The organism is Burkholderia sp. Se-20373, assembly GCF_017104705.1.
Lineage (GTDB): Bacteria > Pseudomonadota > Gammaproteobacteria > Burkholderiales > Burkholderiaceae > Burkholderia.
Window position 1 is genome coordinate 1 of record NZ_JAAGPH010000140.1, and the last position, 19,855, is coordinate 19,855.

Annotated in this window: 16 protein-coding genes and 1 pseudogene; 10 read left to right on the forward strand and 7 right to left on the reverse strand. The window is 65.7% G+C overall.

Translation table 11 applies throughout. From position 1 onward, the window contains the following. Window positions 1–121: 121 nt before the first annotated feature. The 3 genes and pseudogenes from G3N96_RS31165 to G3N96_RS31175 all read right to left on the reverse strand — a co-directional run. Window positions 122–349, reverse strand: a pseudogene (locus G3N96_RS31165) (cytochrome c biogenesis protein DipZ); the annotation flags it as partial. Between the two features lie 37 nt (window positions 350–386). Continuing rightward, window positions 387–917 carry a peptide-methionine (R)-S-oxide reductase MsrB gene (gene msrB, locus G3N96_RS31170; RefSeq protein ID WP_206139569.1) on the reverse strand — a complete coding sequence of 177 codons (531 nt, stop codon included), beginning with the start codon at window positions 915–917 and terminating at the stop codon, window positions 387–389. A 360-nt stretch (window positions 918–1,277) separates the two neighbouring features. After that, complete coding sequence (locus G3N96_RS31175; RefSeq protein WP_206139570.1) at window positions 1,278–2,003, reverse strand: TetR/AcrR family transcriptional regulator; 726 nt, start codon at window positions 2,001–2,003, stop codon at window positions 1,278–1,280. Window positions 2,004–2,158: 155 nt separating this feature from the next. Between G3N96_RS31175 and G3N96_RS31180 the strand changes: the two genes are divergently transcribed. The 8 genes from G3N96_RS31180 to G3N96_RS31215 all read left to right on the forward strand — a co-directional run bounded on the left by G3N96_RS31180 (window position 2,159) and on the right by G3N96_RS31215 (window position 10,619). Beyond that, complete coding sequence (locus G3N96_RS31180; protein ID WP_206139571.1) at window positions 2,159–3,022, forward strand: alpha/beta fold hydrolase; 864 nt, start codon at window positions 2,159–2,161, stop codon at window positions 3,020–3,022. Window positions 3,023–3,038: 16 nt separating this feature from the next. Next, entirely contained in the window at window positions 3,039–4,049 is a 1,011-nt protein-coding gene (locus G3N96_RS31185) for a VOC family protein (RefSeq protein ID WP_206139572.1), read from the forward strand. Then, window positions 4,046–5,812: a bifunctional 3-(3-hydroxy-phenyl)propionate/3-hydroxycinnamic acid hydroxylase gene (locus tag G3N96_RS31190; RefSeq protein ID WP_206139573.1), complete on the forward strand. Its 1,767-nt coding sequence runs from the start codon at window positions 4,046–4,048 to the stop codon at window positions 5,810–5,812. The genes G3N96_RS31185 and G3N96_RS31190 overlap by 4 nt, the downstream gene beginning before the upstream one ends. 26 nt (window positions 5,813–5,838) lie before the next feature. Next, window positions 5,839–6,648: a fumarylacetoacetate hydrolase family protein gene (locus tag G3N96_RS31195; RefSeq protein WP_206139574.1), complete on the forward strand. Its 810-nt coding sequence runs from the start codon at window positions 5,839–5,841 to the stop codon at window positions 6,646–6,648. Continuing rightward, window positions 6,645–7,592 carry an acetaldehyde dehydrogenase (acetylating) gene (locus G3N96_RS31200; RefSeq protein ID WP_206139575.1) on the forward strand — a complete coding sequence of 316 codons (948 nt, stop codon included), beginning with the start codon at window positions 6,645–6,647 and terminating at the stop codon, window positions 7,590–7,592. Before G3N96_RS31195 ends, G3N96_RS31200 begins: the two co-directional genes overlap by 4 nt. A gap of 11 nt (window positions 7,593–7,603) precedes the next feature. Beyond that, on the forward strand, window positions 7,604–8,635 hold the full coding sequence (gene dmpG, locus G3N96_RS31205) for a 4-hydroxy-2-oxovalerate aldolase (RefSeq protein WP_206139576.1): 1,032 nt from the start codon (window positions 7,604–7,606) through the stop codon (window positions 8,633–8,635). An 82-nt stretch (window positions 8,636–8,717) separates the two neighbouring features. Continuing rightward, on the forward strand, window positions 8,718–9,773 hold the full coding sequence (locus tag G3N96_RS31210; protein WP_206139577.1) for an amidohydrolase family protein: 1,056 nt from the start codon (window positions 8,718–8,720) through the stop codon (window positions 9,771–9,773). Between the two features lie 120 nt (window positions 9,774–9,893). Further along, window positions 9,894–10,619 (forward strand): OmpW family outer membrane protein, encoded by a 726-nt coding sequence (locus tag G3N96_RS31215; protein WP_206139578.1) that lies wholly within the window; start codon window positions 9,894–9,896, stop codon window positions 10,617–10,619. Window positions 10,620–11,176: 557 nt separating this feature from the next. Here G3N96_RS31215 and G3N96_RS31220 read toward each other — a convergent pair. The 4 genes from G3N96_RS31220 to G3N96_RS31235 all read right to left on the reverse strand — a co-directional run bounded on the left by G3N96_RS31220 (window position 11,177) and on the right by G3N96_RS31235 (window position 16,973). Continuing rightward, the gene (locus G3N96_RS31220; protein WP_206139579.1) at window positions 11,177–11,983 is read right to left on the reverse strand and encodes an oxidoreductase; all 807 of its coding nucleotides are present in this window, start codon (window positions 11,981–11,983) and stop codon (window positions 11,177–11,179) included. Window positions 11,984–12,020: 37 nt separating this feature from the next. Next, window positions 12,021–15,158 (reverse strand): efflux RND transporter permease subunit, encoded by a 3,138-nt coding sequence (locus tag G3N96_RS31225; protein WP_206139580.1) that lies wholly within the window; start codon window positions 15,156–15,158, stop codon window positions 12,021–12,023. Then, window positions 15,155–16,273, reverse strand: a complete 1,119-nt coding sequence (locus tag G3N96_RS31230; RefSeq protein WP_206139581.1) for an efflux RND transporter periplasmic adaptor subunit — start codon at window positions 16,271–16,273, stop codon at window positions 15,155–15,157. The genes G3N96_RS31225 and G3N96_RS31230 overlap by 4 nt, the downstream gene beginning before the upstream one ends. Before the next feature lie 82 nt (window positions 16,274–16,355). Beyond that, complete coding sequence (locus G3N96_RS31235) at window positions 16,356–16,973, reverse strand: TetR/AcrR family transcriptional regulator (RefSeq protein WP_124586044.1); 618 nt, start codon at window positions 16,971–16,973, stop codon at window positions 16,356–16,358. Between the two features lie 77 nt (window positions 16,974–17,050). Between G3N96_RS31235 and G3N96_RS31240 the strand changes: the two genes are divergently transcribed. Together G3N96_RS31240 and G3N96_RS31245 are read left to right on the forward strand one after the other, a co-directional pair. Further along, a complete protein-coding gene (locus G3N96_RS31240) occupies window positions 17,051–18,511 on the forward strand; it encodes an efflux transporter outer membrane subunit (RefSeq protein WP_206139582.1) in 1,461 nt (486 codons plus the stop codon). Between the two features lie 30 nt (window positions 18,512–18,541). Continuing rightward, a complete protein-coding gene (locus G3N96_RS31245; protein WP_206139583.1) occupies window positions 18,542–19,003 on the forward strand; it encodes a TetR/AcrR family transcriptional regulator in 462 nt (153 codons plus the stop codon). Window positions 19,004–19,855 lie beyond the last annotated feature (852 nt).

Sequence of the window (19,855 nt, forward strand, 5' to 3'; positions counted from 1 at the left end):
GATATCAGTCGCAGAAGCATCTGTTGAAGGTGAACGTCGACCTGGTCGACGCCGACGGCGAAGGCCGGACAGGCATCCTGCTCAGAAAGGCCATTACCGGGCCGCGAGGGCGAGGGCTCGTGATCGCGACCCAGCGGCCGGCCTGGTTGGCCTGCGCGACCCAGCCGCCGCCGACGGCCGCGAGCGTTGCGACGACGGCGAACGTGAGCGCCATGCCGACCAGCAGCGGCAGGCCGCTGCGGACGAACGGCTGGTCGGCGCGCGCGAACACGAACGGCAGCACGGGCAGGATGCACGGGCTCAGGATCGTGAGCACGCCGCCGAGGTAGGCAAGGACGATGAGCAGCATGGTGCGTTCTCCAGTCGGTCGGGAGTTCGGGGCCGGATCAGGCGGCGGCGGGGTGGAAGGTAAGTGCGAGGCCGTTCATGCAGTAGCGCAGGCCGGTCGGTTGCGGGCCGTCGTCGAACACGTGGCCGAGATGGCCGCCGCAGCGGCGGCAGTGCACTTCGGTGCGGATCATCCCGAACGACGCGTCGGTGTTCGTGGCGACCGCGTGGTCGAGCGGCTTCCAGAAGCTCGGCCAGCCGGTATGGCTGTCGAACTTGGTGGCCGACGAGAACAGCGCGAGGGTGCAGCCGGCGCACGCGAACGTGCCTTGCCGGTGCTCGTCGTTCAGCGGGCTGGTGTACGGCCGCTCGGTGCCGGCTTCGCGCAGGACCGCGTACTGGGCGGGCGTGAGCCGGCGATGCCATTCGGCGTCGCTGAGGGTGACCTCGAAAGGGGTGGCCGTCTGCGGGGTGGCCGGCGATGCGGCGAACGCGCGGCCGACCAGCGCGCGGCGGCCGACGGACGACAGCGTCGCGAGCACGGCGAGGCCGGTGGCGCCGGCGAACAGCAGATGTCTGCGGGTGGGCATGATGGGCTCCTGGCAGCAGGTCCTGAAAACATGCGCCCATCGTAGTCAGCGGCCGGTGTCGAAGTCCTCACGGAAAGTTAAATGAATTGTGAAGGTTGGGGTGTTCCGTCGAGGTGCGTCGGAATCCGTCGAAGCGCCAATCAGCAGGGGCCTTTGAGTGGGCGAGCCGCCGGTGTTTACCGAGCAGCGGTTCGCGCCGCGTTTTTTAGTGTTTTCCCAGTGTTCGTCGAGCGTGGCGGCCGCTTGACGAATTCCGACCGGTCAGCATCCACACGTCTCTGAACGGCCGTTTGGCTGGTGAGTACCTCGATGCGTGGCCCGCCAAACATCGTGACGGTCGAGGACGACCTGATTGGCCTGTTAGGGGCGGCGTGGCGGCGCTTGTCGAATTCCGGTGCGCAACTGAGCCTGCATCCTTGCATGCCCGCGTTCGAGCAGCGACGTATCGGGCGTTTCGATTGGCGGTAATTCCGCTTCGACCAACCTCTCCGCCTCAAGCCGCTCGACGCCCAGCGCACGCAGAATCGCGGCGACCACCGGCTCCGGAACGACGTTTTGCGGGCCTTCATTGGTGATTCTGAGAATCGTCGCGAGCGCGGTTCCGGCGATCACGTCGAGCGCGGTGCCGACGCCGACATGGGTGAAACGCCCCAGTGCCAGCCCCTGCTCGATATGCGGCGGCAGGAACACGTAGATCAGGCTGCTCGGCCCCGCGGAATGCAGGCCGGCCGCGCAAATGAAGCGCGCCAGCAGCGGATACGCGCGCGCCGCGTGCAGGAACATGCGCACACCACACGCGATGCGGAGCGCCGGATCCTCATAACCGTGGACTTCCGCTTCGATCAAACGCAGCAACTCGTCGTTCAGTTCCTGCGTCACCGCCGCGAGCAGATCCTCGTTGGTGCGGAAGTACTTGTAGAACGTGCCCTGCGACACGTCCGCGGCTGCTATGACGTCCTGGATGACGCTTGCGCCGACTCCCTTTTCTGCGAACACGAGCATCGCGCTTTCGATCAGGCGGGCGCGCATGCGTTCGCGTCGCTCCGCCGCGACGCGGGTCCGATGGTCAACGGTCGTTTCATTCATGGCGGGAATTATACGGCGACGCAACAGACGCTCCGGCTGGCTAGGTGAAAACGAGTATATTGTCATGATGACAAATATCTCATTATTAAAACAAGCAAGCTTGATCAACCGTCTGGAGCGCCCCCGCCGTGAATGCCCCGTCCATGACTCACGCAATGACCCAACGCACCGTTCGGGTCGGTGCGCGAACCATTTCCTTTACCGAAGCGGGCGAGGGCCCGGTGGTGCTCATGCTCCACGGCGGCGGCCCCGGCGCTTCCGGCATGTCCAATTACGCGCGCAATGTCGGTGCGCTCGCGTGCGTCCACCGCGTCGTCGTGCCCGACATGCCCGGCTATGGCAAATCTACGAAGGGCCTGGATCGCGGTGACCCGTTCGGCGACCTGGCTGCGAGCATGCTCGGGATGCTCGATGCGCTGCGGATCGAGCGCGCGCACATCCTCGGCAACTCGCTGGGTGGCGCCTGCGCATTGCGCATGGCGATCGAGCGGCCGGCAGCGGTCGGCCGTCTCGTGCTGATGGGGCCCGGCGGCGTGGACACGACGCGTGGGTTGCCGACGCCCGGCCTCAAGCGCCTGCTGAATTACTACAAGGGCGAAGGCCCGACATTGCAAAAGCTTGCGACGTTCATCCGGGGCGACCTCGTCTACGACGGCAGCCTGGTATCCGATGCGACGCTCCAGGAGCGCTTTCAGTCCAGCATCGACCCGGAGGTCGTCGCCAGCCCGCCATTGCTCGGCCCCAAGGGCATTCCGCAATTCAGGAAACTCGATTTCACGCGCGATCCGCGTCTGGCCGGCGTGCAAAACCCGACGCTCGTGTTGTGGGGAACGGAGGACAAGGTCAATCGACCGAGCGGTGCCCGCTCGCTGCAGCGGCGCATGCCGAACTGCGACGTGCATCTGTTCAGCAAGACCGGTCACTGGGTGCAGTGGGAGCGCGCTGACGAATTCAACGCGATGGTGGTGGCATTTCTGGCCGAAGACAGCGCCGACGCGCCTGACTTCCGCCGTGTTTGAGCCGGAGCGCGTCGCCATGCCGACCATCGCCAACTCGCCGGCCTCGCCCGACACGTTATTCGGTCGCGTGCGTCTTGGCTATTTGCTGATCGAATCCGTCCGACTTGACGCCTGGAGCACGTTCGTCACGGAGGGGCTAGGGCTTCATGCGGATCGTCCGCTGCCCACGTTGCTCGCCTGCCGCATCGATGCGCATCAGCGCCGCTTGATCGTTCATGAAGGACAAGCGGAAGACGTCGCCGCGATCGGCTGGCAGCTGGCCGACGACGCGGCGTTGAAGCTTGCGTTCGAGCGGTTGTCCGCGTTCGGCATCGAGGTGCGGCAGGGCAGTGCGGGCGAAGCCGCGTTGCGAGGGGTGACGCGTTTCTGGTACTTCACTGGGCCGAAGCGGCTGCGTACCGAGTTGTTCACCGACGCGGTGCTGACCGATTCGCCGTTACAGATGAAGGCAAGCGGATTCGTGACAGGCGCATCGGGCCTCGGGCACGTCGCGATCACGACGCGTCAGCCGGAAGCGATGCAGGCGTTCTGGAAAAAGGTATTCGACGCGCGCCTGTCCGACGAAATCGAGGACAAGATCGACGGCCTCAATCTCGACTTCGCATTTCTGCGACTGAATGAGCGCCACCATTCGCTCGCGACCGCGGCGACGCGCGGGATTCGCCTGAATCCGCTACGCACGCAGATTCACCACCTGAATCTCCAGTGCGCGTCGCTGGACGACGTGACGCAGGCCTATTTGCGGTGCCGGTCGATGGGATACCCGATCGCCAATGCGATCGGCCAGCACCCGAACGACCGCGAGCTTTCGTTCTATGTACAGACGCCGTCCGGTTTCGAGATGGAACTCGGCTGGAACCCGATCGTCGTGGACGAGCGCGCGTGGAGCACGACGACCTACCGCGGGATCAGCCTGTGGGGCCATCGCCCGGAGAACCTGACGTTGCGCGCCCGGCTGGGCCGCGCGCGTCGTGCGTTCGCGTCGCTGCTGCATCCGGAATTCATCATCCAGGGAGACCAAACATGAGCGTAGTGCAACAGGACGATGCGTGCGACGTCGCAATCGTGGGGCTGGGGCCGACCGGCCTGGTGCTCGCACACCTGCTCGGCCAGGCGGGCCATCGCGTCGTCGTGCTCGAGCGCGAACCGGTGTTTTACGGTAATGCCCGCGCTGTTTATACCGACGACGAATGCATGCGGATCTTTCAGCATCTGGCGGTGGCCGACGAACTGCAGGCGCGCATGATGATGGAAACGCCGGTGCAGCTCGTGCGCCCCGACGGCACGCCGATCACGCAGTACATGCCGCGCAAGCGACCGCTCGGCTGGCCGATCATCAATTTCTTCTATCAGCCGTATCTCGAGACGACGTTGTCCGACACGCTGTCGCGCTATCCGAACGTCACGATCCGGCGCGGGCGCGAAGTCGTCGATTTCTCGCAGGACGCCGACCGTGTCGACATCGTGCACCAGGCCACGCGCGATGCGCGCTTCAGCGAAGCCACGGATGCGCGTACGCGCTTGAGTGCGGAACCCGATGTGCAATCGCTGCGGGCGCGGTACATGGTCGGAGCGGACGGCGGACGCAGCATCGTGCGCACGCGACTCGGCATCGACATGGCCGGCAAGAGCTTTCCCGAACCGTGGCTCGTCGTGGATATCGAGCGCAAGCCCGGTACGGACGCACTGCGCCACCTGCCGTACTTCAATTTCGTCGTCGACCCGAAGCTGCCGGTGGTGAGCTGCGTGCAGCCCGACAAATTCCACCGCTTCGAATTCATGCTGATGCCCGGTGAAACGAAAGAGAACATGGAGCGACCGGAGACGGTGCGCGCGTATCTGTCCCGGTTCGTCGATCCGGACCAGTTCGTCGTCAAGCGCAAGCTCGTCTATACGTTCAATGCGCTGATCGCGGCCAAATGGCGGGTCGGCCGCGTGATGCTCGCGGGCGACGCGGCGCACATGACGCCGCAGTTCATGGGGCAGGGTGCCAGTTCCGGCGTGCGCGACGCGTACAACCTCGGGTGGAAGCTTGACCTCGTGCTGCGCGGCGCCGCCGGCGACGCACTGCTGGACACCTACCAGTCGGAGCGCCACGCGCACGCCAAGGCGATGATCGACGTGTCCGTGCTGTTGAAGAATGTCGTGTCCGTACGCAATCCGCTGGGCACGCTCGTGCGCGACACGTCGCTCGCGGTCATCCGGATGATCCCGCCGTTCAAGCGCTGGTTTCAGGAGGGCGGTTTCAAGCCGGCGCCCGTATACAAGAAGAACGCGTACATCGGGCTGCCGCGGCGCCGCCGCAATGGCCCGGAGGGGGCGCTGGCCCCACAACCCGAAGTGCGCCGGTTCGACGGCGCGAGGCAGCGGATGGACGACGTGCTCGGGCGCGGATTTTCGCTCGTTGGCCTGAACGTCGATCCGTCCCGGTATCTGGATGCCGCGTCTGCTGAAGTGCTGCAGGCGTTGTCGGTGCGGTACGTCACGCTCTATCCGTACGGAGGACGTCCGCAGGGGCTCGACGGTGTCGAGCGCGACAACCGCAACGGTGGCGCACCCGAGGTCGAGGACATCGACGGCAACATGATCGCGTGGTTCGCGAAGGCGGGGTTTCGCGACAAGGCCGTGGCGATCCTCAGGCCGGACCGGTTCGTATTCGCCGTCGTACCCGTGACCGAACTCGATCGCACGGTGACGCGCCTGCGCGACCAGCTCGGCGTGCCGAATACCCGCGGCGGTACCCGTTCGGTCGTGCCGGCCGATGCGGCGTCGTTCGCCAGGGCTGCCTGAATTTCGACTCTCTCATTCCGTCAATCATGTGTCCATTACCCGATGTTTCCCGTATTCATGCCGCCGCCGACGCGCTGCGCAATGCGCGCGCGACGCGCACTCCGGTCGAGCCGATTGCAGAGCGGTTCGGCATTGCCGGGCTCGCTGCCGCCTATGCGGTAGCCGAGGCGAACACGGCGGCGCGAACCGCTGCCGGCGCGCGCATCGTCGGCAGGAAGATTGGATTGACATCGCTCGCGGTGCAGCGGCAACTTGGCGTCGACCAACCTGACTTCGGCGTGCTGTTTGACGACATGGAGTATCTCGACGGAGACGACGTGCCGATGGATCGCTTGCTGCAACCGAAGATCGAGACCGAGGTCGCGTTCGTCGTCGGTCGCGATCTCGACGACGACGCACCGAGCTACAGCCGCGTCGTGTCGTCGCTGGCCTATGCGTTGCCGGCGCTCGAGATCGTCGACAGTGCAATCGCCGATTGGCGGATCACGCTCGAGGACACCGTCGCCGACAACGCGTCGTGCGGCGCGTACGTGCTCGGTCATCAGCCGGTGTCGCTCGGCCGGCTTTCGCTCGGCGAGCTCGGCATGACGATGACGAGGCACGGCGACGTCGTCTCGACCGGCGTCGGTGCAGCCTGCCTTGGTCATCCGTTGCGCGCGGTCTATTGGCTCGCTCGTACGATGGCGCGTCATGGACAGGGGCTGCGCGAAGGTGACGTGATCCTGTCCGGTGCGCTTGGCCCGATGGTGGCGGTGGCGAGCGGGGACACGATTCACGCGCAAATCGGCGCGCTCGGCAGCGTGCATTGCCGCCTCGTCAAAGGAGCCGCTCGATGAGCAGGAAACTCAAGGTTGGCATCATCGGCAGCGGCAACATCGGCACGGATCTGATGATCAAGATCATGCGGCACGGCGGACATATCGAGATGGGCGCGATGGTCGGGATCGACGCCGCGTCGGACGGGCTGGGGCGTGCAGCCCGGATGGGCGTCGCCACGACGCACGAAGGCGTCGAGGGGCTCGTGCGGATGCCCGCATTTGCCGACATCGACATCGTGTTCGATGCGACGTCGGCGTCGGCCCACGCGCACAACGATGCGTTCCTGCGCGCGATCAAACCCGGCATCCGCGTGGTCGACCTGACGCCGGCGGCGATCGGTCCGTACTGTATTCCGGTGGTCAACGGCGAGCGCCATCTGGATGCACCCAACGTCAACATGGTGACGTGCGGCGGACAGGCGACGATCCCCATGATCGCGGCGGTGTCGCAGGTCGCCAACGTCCACTACGGCGAGATCGTCGCATCGATCTCGAGCCGGAGCGCGGGACCGGGCACGCGTGCCAACATCGACGAGTTCACCGAGACGACGGCGCGCGCGATCGAAACGGTCGGCGGCGCGGCAAGAGGCAAGGCGATCATCGTGCTCAATCCTGCCGAGCCACCGCTCATGATGCGCGATACGGTGTACACGCTGAGCGATTTCGCCGACGAAGCGCGCATCGAGGCCTCGGTCGCGCGGATGGCGGACGCGGTGCGGTCGTACGTGCCGGGCTACCGCCTGAAGCAGCGCGTGCAGTTCGATCGCATCGAATCCGATCGGCCGATTCGCATTCCGGGTGTCGGCGAACGCATGTCGGGCCTCAAGACTTCGATCTTCCTCGAAGTCGAGGGGGCCGCCCACTATCTGCCGGCCTACGCCGGCAACCTCGACATCATGACGAGCGCGGCCCGGGCGATGGCCGAACAGGTCGCCGCCCGCATGCTGCGCGACGCAACGTGAGAACGCCGCCCATGGACAAGAAGGTCTATATCTCCGACGTGACGCTGCGCGATGGCAGCCACGCGATTCGTCACCAGTACAGCATCGCGCAGGCGCGGCAGATCGCGACGGCGCTCGATGCCGCGCGGGTCGATTCGATCGAAGTCGCGCATGGCGACGGCCTGCAGGGCGGCAGCTTCAACTACGGTTTCGGCGCACATGCCGACCCGGAATGGATCGCGGCCGTCGCCGAGGTCGTCACCCATGCGAAGGTCGCCACGCTGCTGCTGCCCGGTATCGGCACCGTGCACGATCTCCGCGCCGCGTACGACGCGGGCGCACGCATCGTGCGGGTCGCCACGCATTGCACGGAAGCTGACATTTCCCGCCAGCACATCGAATTCGCGCGTGAACTCGGCATAGAGGCCGTGGGCTTCCTGATGATGAGTCACATGCACACGCCAGCCGGACTGGCCGAACAGGCGAAGCGGATGGAAAGCTATGGCGCGACCTGCTGCTACGTCGTGGATTCCGGCGGCGCGATGAACATGAATGACGTGCGCGATCGCGTCCGCGCGTTCAAGGATGTGCTGAAACCCGGCACCGAGGTGGGCATTCACGCGCACCACAACCTGAGTCTCGGCGTAGCCAACTCGATCGTCGCGGTCGAGGCAGGGTGCGATCGTGTCGACGCGAGCCTGGCGGGAATGGGAGCCGGGGCAGGGAACGCACCGCTCGAGGTATTCGTCGCGGCAGCCGAGCGTCTCGGCTGGCGTCACGGCACGGATCTGTACCGGCTGATGGATGCGGCGGACGATATCGTGCGGCCGCTGCAGGACCGCCCGGTGCGCGTCGACCGGGAGACGCTTGCACTTGGTTATGCCGGCGTGTATTCCAGCTTTCTGCGTCATGCCGAACTGGCTGCCCGGAAATATGATCTCGCTACGGTCGATATCCTCGTCGAACTGGGGCGGCGCGGCATGGTGGGCGGTCAGGAAGACATGATCGTCGACGTGGCGCTGGATCTGTCGAACGCCCGGGACGCCTCCCGAGCGGCGACGTAGGTAGGCGGCGTTTCGATACCGAAACGACACGCTTGAAAGATATTTCGTCATCCATATCATATGTTTCATGCCGGAGCTGATCGTGCACCGAATCGACGTCCATCATCATTTCGTTCCGCCGGCCTATCGCGATGCGATGTCGAGGCAGGGCATACAGAAGGTCGCCGGCGCGGCATTGCCGGAATGGCATCCGCAAGCGTCGCTAGACGTGATGAACGAGAACGGCATTCAGGCGGCGCTGCTGTCGATCTCGGCGCCGGGTGTGTATTTAGGCGACCTCGAAGCAGCGCGCACGCTCGCACGTCAATGTAACGAATCTGCGGCGCAGCTATGCGATGCGCATCCCGGCCGCTTCGGTTCGTTCGCGGTGCTGCCGATGCCGTTTACCGAACTGGCTTGTGCGGAAGCCGTTCACGCGCTCGACGTGCTGAAAGCGGACGGCGTCGTGCTGCTGGGTAGTACGGAAGGAAAGTTTCTCGGGTCGCCGGAATTCGACGAGTTGATGGCCGAGCTCGATCGCCGCCAGGCGGTCGTGTTCGTGCACCCGAACCTGCATCGGACGAGCGAGTCGCTCGGGCTCGGTGCGCCCGGCTTCCTGATCGAGTTCCTGTGCGATACGACGCGCGCGGCGGTCAACCTGATGCTGACGGGGACGCTGGAGCGTTACCCGAACATTCGCTGGATTCTCGCGCACGCAGGCGGATTCCTGCCTTACGTCGCGTGGCGCGTGTCGCTGGCCAACCTGATGCCGGAATACCTTTCGGCGCTACCGGCCGGCGCGCTCACTTACATCAGGCGCTTTCACTTCGACACGGCACTGTCGCCTGCCGCGTATCCGCAGGCCGCGTTGCGCGAACTGGTCGAGCCGTCACAGGTCCTGTTCGGCAGCGATTTCCCGTTCGCGCCGGCGCCGGTGACCGCGATGCAGCGCGATACGTTGGAACGGTCGCCTGTCTGGGACGCCCACGCGCGCGCCGGCATCGAGCGCGGCAACGCGCTGCGCCTGTTCCCGCGCTTGGCCGGCGATGCGGAGCGCGTCGCCACTAAGCCGCCGCACGACAGCGGCCCGTTGACTTCGCTCAGGCGCGCGGCGGCCGGCGCGAGCGTCCGGTTGATCGACCGGCTCAGAGACCGCTGAATCCCGTTTCGTCCGGAACCCCGAACGCGCATGCCTGGCGGATGACCTCCGCCCGGCGGTGACGCATGCCGCCGTTTCGCCGGTGGCGCCTTTCTGCACATCACAACAAATGGAGACAACATGAAACATACGAGCGCGGCCATTCTTCTGTCGATCTCGGCGATATCGTGCGCCCATGCACAATCGGCGGGTCAGTGGGTCATGAACGCTGGATGGCTTCACATGGCACCGCAGGATTCGAGCGAACCGTTGACGGTGAATGCACTCGGACGCTCGAGCACGGTGGCGGGCAGCGGCGCGAGCGTGGCGGATACGGATACGTTCGCGTTGACGGCAACCTATTTCGTCACGGATCACATCGCGCTCGAGACGATCCTGGGCATTCCACCGAAATTGCATCTGAGCGGCACCGGCTCCCTGTCGTCACTCGGCGAACTGGGGACGGCTCGCGCGTGGAGCCCGGCGATTCTTGCGCAGTACCATTTCGGCGAACCGTCGGCCCGTTTTCGTCCGTACGTCGGCGCGGGCCTGACTTATGTGTGGTTCCGGGACGTACAACTGAGCAACAAGGTTGCAAGCGGTGCATTCCTGTATTCGCCGACGCTCGGCAACCGTCTTGAAGGCCCCACGTCGGTGACGCTGAGCCACTCGTTTGCGCCGATCGTCAACGCCGGGCTGACGTACAACATCGATTCGCACTGGTCGGTGGGCGTGTCGGTCGCTTACGTGTGGCTGTCGACGAAGGCCGACCTGAGCACGCGATCGGCGGTCGGAACCGTGACGAGTTCGACGCGGATCAAGATCGATCCGATCACGACCTTCGTGTCGTTGGGGTATCGGTTCTGAACGGGATAAAGCGGCGAGCGCCCATTTGTCGGTCAGCCCCCGTGTCCGGATCCGGCTGCGTCGGACGGTTTTCGGTCTGATTGCAACGTTCGCCCGGCTTTCCGTGTACCGTTGCCCTCGGTTACCCAGGCATCATCGCAGGGCGCGATGGCGGATATCTTCGCCCGGCAGTCGATGGTGGTTTGAGCGCACGGATTCCCTTCTCCCGTTGCGTCGTCGTCTTCAAAAGTTTGGCGTGGATCGGCGAGCAGAGGACGGATCGATTAGTTAGATGAAATGGCGGGAGCGGTTGTCCTTCGAGTTCCGGCGTCAGTTGGCATCGATCTCGATCGCCGGAGACGATCACGCGCAGGTAAAGAGGTGGGCTCGTTCGAGTCGATACGCGCGTTGGCATCGGTTCGGCCCCGTTGCCTCGATCAATGGGTAGCGCGTTGAAAACGAATCCGAACCGCTGATCCGCCGAGCGCGCGCGCTTGCGCCGCAGCATACGCCGGTTCCAATGATGCCGATTTCCATGGTGGATACCGCGTTCAAGACTGTTTCATCGGCCCGCCGTGTCATGCGAGATGGAATTTCTTCCGGAGGCTCGCATCGACCGGGCCGGCCGGCATGAAGCGCCGCAACTTGCGCAGCAGCGACGCCTCGCCGTTGGGTGTATGCCGCATCCGCCATGCGCCGAGCGCCGCGTCGACGATGGTGGCGGCCACGCCCTCGGGATGCGGCGCGGCTTTCACGCTGTCGACGACGGCACGCGACGCAAGCGTGCGCTCGCGGTCGTAATCGGCAATCGGCGCGCCGGCCTGCGGCGCATTGACGTCCAGGTTGGTCCGCGTAAACGACGGCTCGACCAGCGTCGCGCGAATGCCGAACTGGCGCAGCTCGTGATCGAGCGACTCGGTCAAACCTTCCACCGCATGTTTGGATGCCGAATAAAGCCCCATGTACGGCGCCGGCAGGAAGCCGAGCACCGAGCTGACATTGACGATCCGGCCGCGCCGTTGCGCCCGCATGTGCGGAAGCACCGCATGGACCGTACGCAGGATGCTGAATACGTTGGTGTCGAACAGGGCCGCTGCCTCGTCCACCGACGTTTCCTCCACCGCGCCGATCAGGCTCATGCCCGCATTGTTCACGAGCACGTCGATACGCGCGGCGCGGTCGATGATCGTCTGGATTCCGGATCGAACGGACGCGTCGTCACGCACGTCCATCTCGATCAGCTCGACGCCGGCAACCGGCGCCGTTCGCGTGATGCCGCGCACGGTGCCGAACACGCGGCAGCCGCGTTTGGCGAATCGTTCTGCGGCGGCGCGCCCGATGCCCGACGACACGCCGGTCACGACGACAACGGTGGAATTCGACATGGCTGTTTCCTTCGATACGGTGAATGGGGCGGGGTAATCAATCGCGCGCGTCCAGCGCGGGCTGAAGTGCAGTCTCGCCGGGCGCTGCCGGTTCACGGCCGTGGCGGGCCGCGGAGGCAGGGTCGGGCCGGATCCTGAACCAGATCGCATACATCGCCGGCAGGAACATCAGCGTGAGGATCGTCCCGGCGAACGTGCCGCCGATCAGCGTGTACGCGAGCGTGCCCCAGAACACCGAATGCGTGAGCGGAATGAACGCGAGCACGGCCGCCATCGCGGTGAGAATCACCGGGCGCGCCCGCTGCACGGTCGCTTCGACGACCGCGTGGAACGGATCCAGCCCCGCCTGTTCGTTCTGGTGAATCTGGCCGATCAGGATCAGCGTGTTGCGCATCAGGATCCCCGACAGCGCGATGAGGCCGACCAGCGCATTGATGCCGAACGGCTGCCGGAACAGGATCAGCGTGGGCACCACGCCGATCAGGCCGAGCGGGCTCGTCATGAACACCATGACCATCGCGGAGATCGAGCGCACCTGGAAGATGATGATGACGAGCGTGACCGCCAGCATGATCGGGAAGAGCGGCAGCATCGCCTTCGTGGCCTTGCCGGATTCCTCGATGGAGCCGGCTTCCTCGATTCGATAGCCGCTCGGCAGCGCGGCGACGATTGGCTGAAGCTGCTTCGTGATCGCGGCCGACACGTCCGGCGGCTGCAGGCCGTCGGCGATGTCGCCGCGCACCGTGAGCGTCGGCACGCGGTCGCGCCAGCGCATGATCGGCTCTTCCATCCGCACGTCGACCTTGCCGACCTGCGACAGCGGGATGCGCTGCCCGTTCGCGCCGGCGAGCGTGAAGTCGTCGAGTCGCGCCGGGTCGAGACGCGCATCGCCGCCCGAGCGCGCGATCACCTGCACGGTCCGGATATCCTCGCGCACCGCGGTAACGGGCACGCCGGTCAGCAGGAACTGCAGCTGCTGAGCGACCGCGCTGGAGGTCAACCCGACTGCCTGCAGGCGGTCCTGCTGCAACGTAAAGTGCAGCGTCGGCGCGCGCGTGCCCCAGTCGGCATTGACCGTGCGCATCATCGGGCTGCCGTTCATCACACGCTCGACATCGGTCGCGATGCCGCGCAGCGTGTCCGGATCGGGGCCCGTGATCCGGTAGGCCACCGGGAACGGCGAATACGGGCCGAACACGAGCTGCGTCACGCGCACGCGCGCTTCGGGCGCGAGGCCGTCGGCGATGGCCCGCCGCAGGCGCGCCTTCAACGCGTCGCGCTCGTCCTGGCTGTCCGTGCGGATCACGATCTTCGCGAACGACGGATCGGGCAGTTCCGGCCCCATCGCCAGATAAAAGCGCGGCGCGCCCTGGCCGACGTACGCGGTGACGATCCGCGCTTCCTTCTGCTTCGCGAGCCACGCCTCGACCTTCGACGTGGCGGCGCTCGTTTGCGAAATCGACGCGCCGTACGGCATCTGCACCTCGATCAGCACTTCGGGGCGATCGGAGATCGGGAAAAACTGTTTCTTGACGACCGCCATGCCGAGAATCGCGAGCACGAAGAGGGCGACGACCGAACCGGCGACGAGCCATTTGCGGGCGATCACGCGCGTCAGCAGTTGCCGGAAGCGGTTGTAGCGGGGCGTGTCGTAGATCGCATCGTGACCGCCTTCGAACTTCCTGAAGTTCGGCAGCATCTTCACGCCGAGATACGGCGTGAATGCGACGGCGACGACCCACGATGCGATCAGCGCGATCCCGACGATCCAGAACATGTTGCTGGTGTATTCGCCCGCGGTGGAGCGCGCGAAGCCGTTCGGCATGAAGCCGACCGCGGTGACCAGCGTGCCGGCCAGCATCGGCGCGGCCGTATGGCTCCACGCATACGCCGACGCGGCCACGCGGTCGTAGCCTTCCTCCATCTTCACGACCATCATCTCGATCGCGATGATCGCGTCGTCGACCAGCAGCCCGAGCGCGAGGATCAGCGAGCCGAGCGTGATGCGGTCGAAGTTCTTGCCGGTGGCGGCCATCACGACGAACACCACGGCCAGCGTCAGCGGCACGGCCGCGGCGACGACGAGGCCCACGCGCCAGCCCATGCTGACGAAGCTCACCAGCATCACGACGAGCAGCGCGGCGAAGAACTTGATCATGAACTCGTCGACGGCCGAGCTGATGTTCACCGACTGGTCGGTGACCTTGGTCAGGCTCATGCCGAGCGGCAGCGCCGCGTTGATCGCGCCCACTTCGCGGTCCAGCGCGCGGCCAAGCTCGAGCCCGTTCCAGCCGTCGCGCATCACGACGCCGAGCAGCAGCGCGGGTTCGCCGTTGTTGCGAATCAGGAACGTGGACGGGTCTTCGTAGCCGCGCTCGACGGTCGCGATGTCGGACAGTTTCAGCGTGCGGCCCTGCGCGACGATCGGCGTGTCGCGAATCTTCTGCAGCGTGTCGAATGCGCCGTCCACGCGAATGAAGATCTCCGGCCCGCGCGTCTCGACGGAGCCGGCCGGCGTCAGCAGGTTCTGGCCGTTGAGCGCGGCGAACACGTCCTGCGGGCTCACGCCGAGCGTCGCGAGCCGGTCGTGCGACAGCTGCACGTAGATGCGCTCCGCCTGTTCGCCGATGATGTCGACCTTCTTCACGCCCGGCACATGCAGCAGGCGCTGGCGCTGCGTCTCCGCATCGCGCACCAGCAGGCGCTGCGGTTCGCCTTTGGCCTTCAGCGCGAACAGCGCGAACGTGACGTCCGCGTATTCGTCGTTGACCAGCGGGCCGATCACGCCGGCCGGCAAATCGTTCGCCACGTCGCCGATCTTCTTGCGCGCCTGATAGAACTGCTCCTGCACCTCGGACGGCGGCGTGCTGTCGAGCAACGTCAGCGTCGTGAACGCGAGGCCGGGGCGCGTGTAGGTTTCGCTGCGGTCGTACCAGCGCAGCTCCTGCATGTGCTTTTCGATCTTTTCGGCTACCTGGTCGTGCATTTCCTGAGCGGTCGCGCCCGGCCATGCGGTGACGATGGTCATCACCTTGACGGTGAATGCCGGGTCTTCCGCGCGGCCCAGCTTGAAGAACGACACGAGCCCCGCGAGTGAAATCAGGCAGATCAAAAAGAGCGTGATCGCACGCTCGCGCACCGCGAGCGCCGACAGGTTGAAGCGGCGCTCGCTCATGGCTGTGCCCCTTCGCGCGCGACCGTGGTGGCCTGCGCGGCCACGCGAACCGCTTCGCCGTCATGCAGCAACTGCGCACCGAGCGCGACGACCCGCTCGCCTTGCTTGAGTGCGCCGGACACGCGCGCGCTGTCGTCGTCCAGATGCTCGACCGTGACCGGCCGCCATCCCACCTTGGCCGGATCGCCTGCAACGACCCACACGCCGGGCCCTTTACCTCCGTCCAGCAGCGCGCCGATCGGCACCTGCAGGCCGGCTTGCGGCGTCGCGCGTGCATCATCCGGTATGCGGATCGTGACGGTCGCGCCCAGCGGTGCGGCGGCCAGCGTACCTTGCAGCACGTAGCGCGCTTCGAAAGTACGCGTTCGCGCATCCGCGGTATCGGAGAGCTGGCGCAGCGTGGCGGGGACACTCGAGCCCGGCTTGCCGAACAGCTCGGCCTGCGCCACGGAGCCGATCGCGGGGCGCAGCGTTTCCGGCAACTGGATCACGGCTTCCCGGCTGCCGGCGTGCGCGAGCCGCACGACGGGCTGGCCGGCGCTGACGACCTGGCCGGGCTCCGCGAGCGTGTCCATCACGACGCCGTCGCCGTCCGCGACGAGTTCCGCATAGCCGGTCGCATTGCGCGCGACGCCGGCGTCGGCTTCGGCGGCGCTCAGCTGGGCTTTCGCGGCATCGGCCGCTGCCTTGACCTGGTCATAGGCCGATGCCGATATCGCGCCGGTGCCGCGCAGGTCGCGGTAGCGCGCTTCGTCCTCGGCGGTTTGCCGCGCGCGTGCCCGTGCGGCGGCCACCGCTTCGTCGCGTGCGCGCGCCGCGAGCTTCAGGTCGACGGGATCGATCCGCATCAGCGGCTGGCCGCGCCGGACGGTTTGCCCGGTATCGACGAGACGCTCCAGCACCTTGCCGGACACCCGGAACCCGAGGTCGCTCTGCACGCGTGCAGCGACGGTTCCGGTAAACGAGCGGGACGCTGGCGCGGCCGCCTGCACGATGGCGGTACGCACGAGCGGCGCCTCCGTGCGCGGATCGGAAGACTCCTTTCCGCTGCAGGCGGCTAGTGCGAGGGGCAGTGCGGAAGCGACTGCGAGGAGAGCGAGGCGACGCCGGACCATGAAAGACCCACTGACGAAGTGATCGGGGCTTTCATTGTGTATCTAGTGACCATAATAGTCAATAGTCACAAATGGTGTCACTTCAGGGGGCGAGGCTGCGGAGCACCAGGCTCGACAACTGCGCGGGTGCGGCATCGGTCGTGTCGAGGTTGTATTGCAGCAGCAGCGGATTCAGGTACGGCCGCATCACGAGGTAGATCGCCGATGCGGTTTCGTCCAGCGGCGTCTTGCGCTCGAACTCGCCGCTTTGCCGGCCCGCCTGCAGCACCTCCTGCAGCAGCTTTTGCACGCGCGCCTCATAGGCCTGCACCGACTGCCAGTTGCCGGTGGCGGCCGACGCGGCAATGTCGTACAGCTTGCGGTCGCGGAAGAACAGCCGCAGGCTCGCTTCGGTAAAGACCTTGAACATGCGCCGCAGCTTTTCGGTGGGCCGTTCCGCTTCGGCGACGGCGGTGCGCACGTCGGTTTCGATTTCGTGCAGGCAGTTCGCGCAGATCATCTCGCCGATCGCCTGTTTCGACTCGAAGAACTTGTAGATATAGGCCTTCGAGAAACCGATGGCCTTCGCGAGGTCGGATACGGTCGTCTTTTCATAGCCGTACCGGCTGAAGTGCTCGGTGGCGGCGGCCACGATCTGATCTCGCACGTCGTGATCGGCCGGGCCGCGCGCGGGAGCGGGGGAAGCGGTGTTTTCTTTCATGGGTTGCGGCTGGCAGGGATGGACAACGAGTGACTATTTGGTATTATAGTCACTACCTGATCTTTGCTAAAACCGTCATGCTACCGAAACCCATCGTTGCCGCGGTGCTTGCCGCGCTCCTGTCGGCGGGATGTGCCGTCGGTCCCGACTACGTGCATCCGGACATCGCGATGCCGCAGCGTTTCCAGGGCCAGCGTGCCGTGGAGCAGCGGCACGCGGCGGCCGAAGCGGAACTCGCGACCTGGTGGACAGGCTTCGGCGATCCGCAGTTGACCCGGTTCGTCACGCTCGCGCTCGCGCAGAACCTCGATCTCGCGCAGGCCGCGGCACGCGTCACACAAGCGCGTGCGGGGCTCGGTGCGGCCAATGCGGCGCTGCTGCCGTCGGGCAACGTGACGGGTCAGGCCGCGCGCGTCTACCAGTCGGTCGAAACGCCGTTGGGGCGCGTGCTGAATTCCACGCCCGGTTTCGACCGTCACGGCAGCGACTACGAGGCCGACTTCAGCGCGAGCTGGGAGGTGGATGTGTTCGGCGGCTTGCGCCGCGGGCGGGAAGCCGCGCTCGCCGACTATCAGGCCTCCGAAGCGGCGGCGGTCGCCACGCGCCTTGCCGTGGCCGCTCAGACAGCGGACATCTACATCACGATTCGCGGGTTGCAGGGCCGTCTGAAGGTCGCGCGGCATCAGGTGCAGACCGAACAGGATCTGTTGTCGACCATCAATCTGCTGTATGGAAAGGGGCTCGCGGCGGAGCTTCAGGTCAGGCAGGCCGAAGGTGCGCTCGCTCAGGTTCGTGCAACGGTGCCGGTACTCGAAGCGGCGCTGGACACGGCGATGAATGCGCTCGACGTGATGCTCGGCTCGCAACCCGGTACGTATCGCGCGGAATTGCTCGACGGCGGCGACGTGCCGGCTCCACCGCGGATCGCGGCGACGGGCACGCCGGGCGAACTCCTCAGGCGTCGGCCCGACCTGATCGTCGCCGAGCGGCGCCTTGCGGCGTCGAACGCGCGCATCGGCGTGGCGATTGCCGAGTACTACCCGAAGTTCTCGCTGAGCGGGTTGATCGGCAGCGCGACGACGATGGGCGCGGGCAACCTGTTCGCCGGCGGCGCGAACCAGGCTGCCGGCGTGCTCGGCCTGCGCTGGCGTTTGTTCGACTTCGGGCGCATCAATGCGCAGATTGCCGACGCCAAAGGGAAGGATGCCGAAATGCTGGCCGCGTATCGGCTCGCGGCGCTGCATGCGACCGAGGACGTCGAGAACGCGTTCTCGGCACTCGTCAAACGCGACGAACAGGCGGCCGTGCTCGCCGACGGCGTCGAATCGCTCGGCCGCGCGAGGGCCGCGTCGTTCGCGGCGTACCAGAAAGGCGTCGTCAGCCTGATCGAGGTGTTGCAGGCCGATGAAAGCCTGCTGCGCGCTTCGGACGAGCGCGTGCAGGCAAAAACGGAAGCGGCCCGGGCGTCGGTGGCGGCGTTCAAGGCGCTCGGCGGAGGATGGCAAGGGCCGGCGCCTGAGGCCGTCGCCGGTCGATAACGGCCGTACGTGCCGACGCGTTGGCGGGGCATGACGTCGTCGTCACTGTTCTTTGTGCGATGCGTGCTCTGGACCATGTGGCCCAAGCGAATGGCATGCGCGGAAAGCCGCTCACTCACCCGTCGGGATCTGCTCGATGCTGCCGCGCCGTGCATCGCCGAGAAGGGACCGGCGGCATCGCGCGTCGAGGACATTGTGGTGCGCGCGGGGTACACGCGCGGCGCGTTCTACTCGAACTTCGGGATTAAGCAGGAGCGATTCATCGAACTGCTTCGCGTCAAGCATCGCGACATTCAAGACAATCTGGAGACGTTACTGCAGGATGCCGCGGTATCGTCCGAGCTGTTCAACAGCAGTTCGCTTTGCTGTATGCACGCTGCCATTCGAGCAACGTCGACCAAGTCGTTTGGGCCGAGACCCGCCTGCAGGCAGGGCGCGATGTGTCCTTGCGCGAGCATGTGGAGGCCATGTGTGTTGAACGACGCGACATGATTGCGCGCTTCCCGGATCACGGAGGCGAGCATCGCAGCACAAGAGCAGCGGCCCGGTCCGCCGATCGTGCGCTTATCCTGAGCGCGATCATGGATGGCCTGCGGTACTTGGGGAGATCGCAGTTTCCATGCATGTTTTCGGTTAGAGCGATCTGACGGGGTGCTGGCCAGGCCAAAGCAGGGTGTTGCGAATGACGCGCGCTGAGCAGCGCTCGGCGCGTGCGGCGGACATCCAGGCCCACCAGCGATACATCGTGCCGTACGAAACCTGGCTTCAAAGCATGCGGATCGTGCCGCGGGCATGAGGGCGCCCGACGACACTATGGCCCGGCTTCCGAGCCGGTTTTTTTTGTGTCTGGCGGCAGCTCGGGCTAACTGCGCACGGCTGTAGGGGCGTTGGGGTTTGTGAAGGGGCCGTCTGCGGCATTTAATAGTTTCAGTCAATGGAATGGCGGTTGCGAATCTAAATTTACAATTGAGTGCGACTGGTCCAATGACCGTTCTGAATCGTCTTAAGCGATTCGGAGCACGCATCGAATGTGCGAGCGCGGCGCGAGTGCGTTTAGCGCACGGCGCGATGCCGAGGTGCGTGAAGGTCCGATCAGGCGTCGCGATTTCGCGTTGACCGCTTGATCGTTCCTGGCGCATCAGCCCAAGCCGATGCGAGCAATGTCAGAGCGAGAACCCCTTTCCTGAAGTATGACCATGGCTGAAAACATCGCCCAAACCGTGATCCGCCGCGCCGACTACACGCCGCCGGCCTTCCTCATCGATTCCGTCGCGCTCGAATTCGATCTCGCGCCGGCCCGCACGATCGTCAGGAACACGATGCGCGTGCGCCGCAATCCGGACG

Coding starts and splice junctions, on each gene's coding strand:
- G3N96_RS31235 (WP_124586044.1), bottom strand. CDS start 16,973: ATGAAAGAAAACACCGCTTCCCCCGCTCCCGCGCGCGGCCCGGCCGAT.
- G3N96_RS31200 (WP_206139575.1), top strand. CDS start 6,645: ATGAGCAGGAAACTCAAGGTTGGCATCATCGGCAGCGGCAACATCGGC.
- G3N96_RS31225 (WP_206139580.1), bottom strand. CDS start 15,158: ATGAGCGAGCGCCGCTTCAACCTGTCGGCGCTCGCGGTGCGCGAGCGT.
- G3N96_RS31190 (WP_206139573.1), top strand. CDS start 4,046: ATGAGCGTAGTGCAACAGGACGATGCGTGCGACGTCGCAATCGTGGGG.
- G3N96_RS31215 (WP_206139578.1), top strand. CDS start 9,894: ATGAAACATACGAGCGCGGCCATTCTTCTGTCGATCTCGGCGATATCG.
- G3N96_RS31245 (WP_206139583.1), top strand. CDS start 18,542: ATGACGTCGTCGTCACTGTTCTTTGTGCGATGCGTGCTCTGGACCATG.
- G3N96_RS31185 (WP_206139572.1), top strand. CDS start 3,039: ATGCCGACCATCGCCAACTCGCCGGCCTCGCCCGACACGTTATTCGGT.
- G3N96_RS31175 (WP_206139570.1), bottom strand. CDS start 2,003: ATGAATGAAACGACCGTTGACCATCGGACCCGCGTCGCGGCGGAGCGA.
- G3N96_RS31180 (WP_206139571.1), top strand. CDS start 2,159: ATGACCCAACGCACCGTTCGGGTCGGTGCGCGAACCATTTCCTTTACC.
- msrB (WP_206139569.1), bottom strand. CDS start 917: ATGCCCACCCGCAGACATCTGCTGTTCGCCGGCGCCACCGGCCTCGCC.
- dmpG (WP_206139576.1), top strand. CDS start 7,604: ATGGACAAGAAGGTCTATATCTCCGACGTGACGCTGCGCGATGGCAGC.
- G3N96_RS31220 (WP_206139579.1), bottom strand. CDS start 11,983: ATGTCGAATTCCACCGTTGTCGTCGTGACCGGCGTGTCGTCGGGCATC.
- G3N96_RS31195 (WP_206139574.1), top strand. CDS start 5,839: ATGTGTCCATTACCCGATGTTTCCCGTATTCATGCCGCCGCCGACGCG.
- G3N96_RS31230 (WP_206139581.1), bottom strand. CDS start 16,273: ATGGTCCGGCGTCGCCTCGCTCTCCTCGCAGTCGCTTCCGCACTGCCC.
- G3N96_RS31240 (WP_206139582.1), top strand. CDS start 17,051: ATGCTACCGAAACCCATCGTTGCCGCGGTGCTTGCCGCGCTCCTGTCG.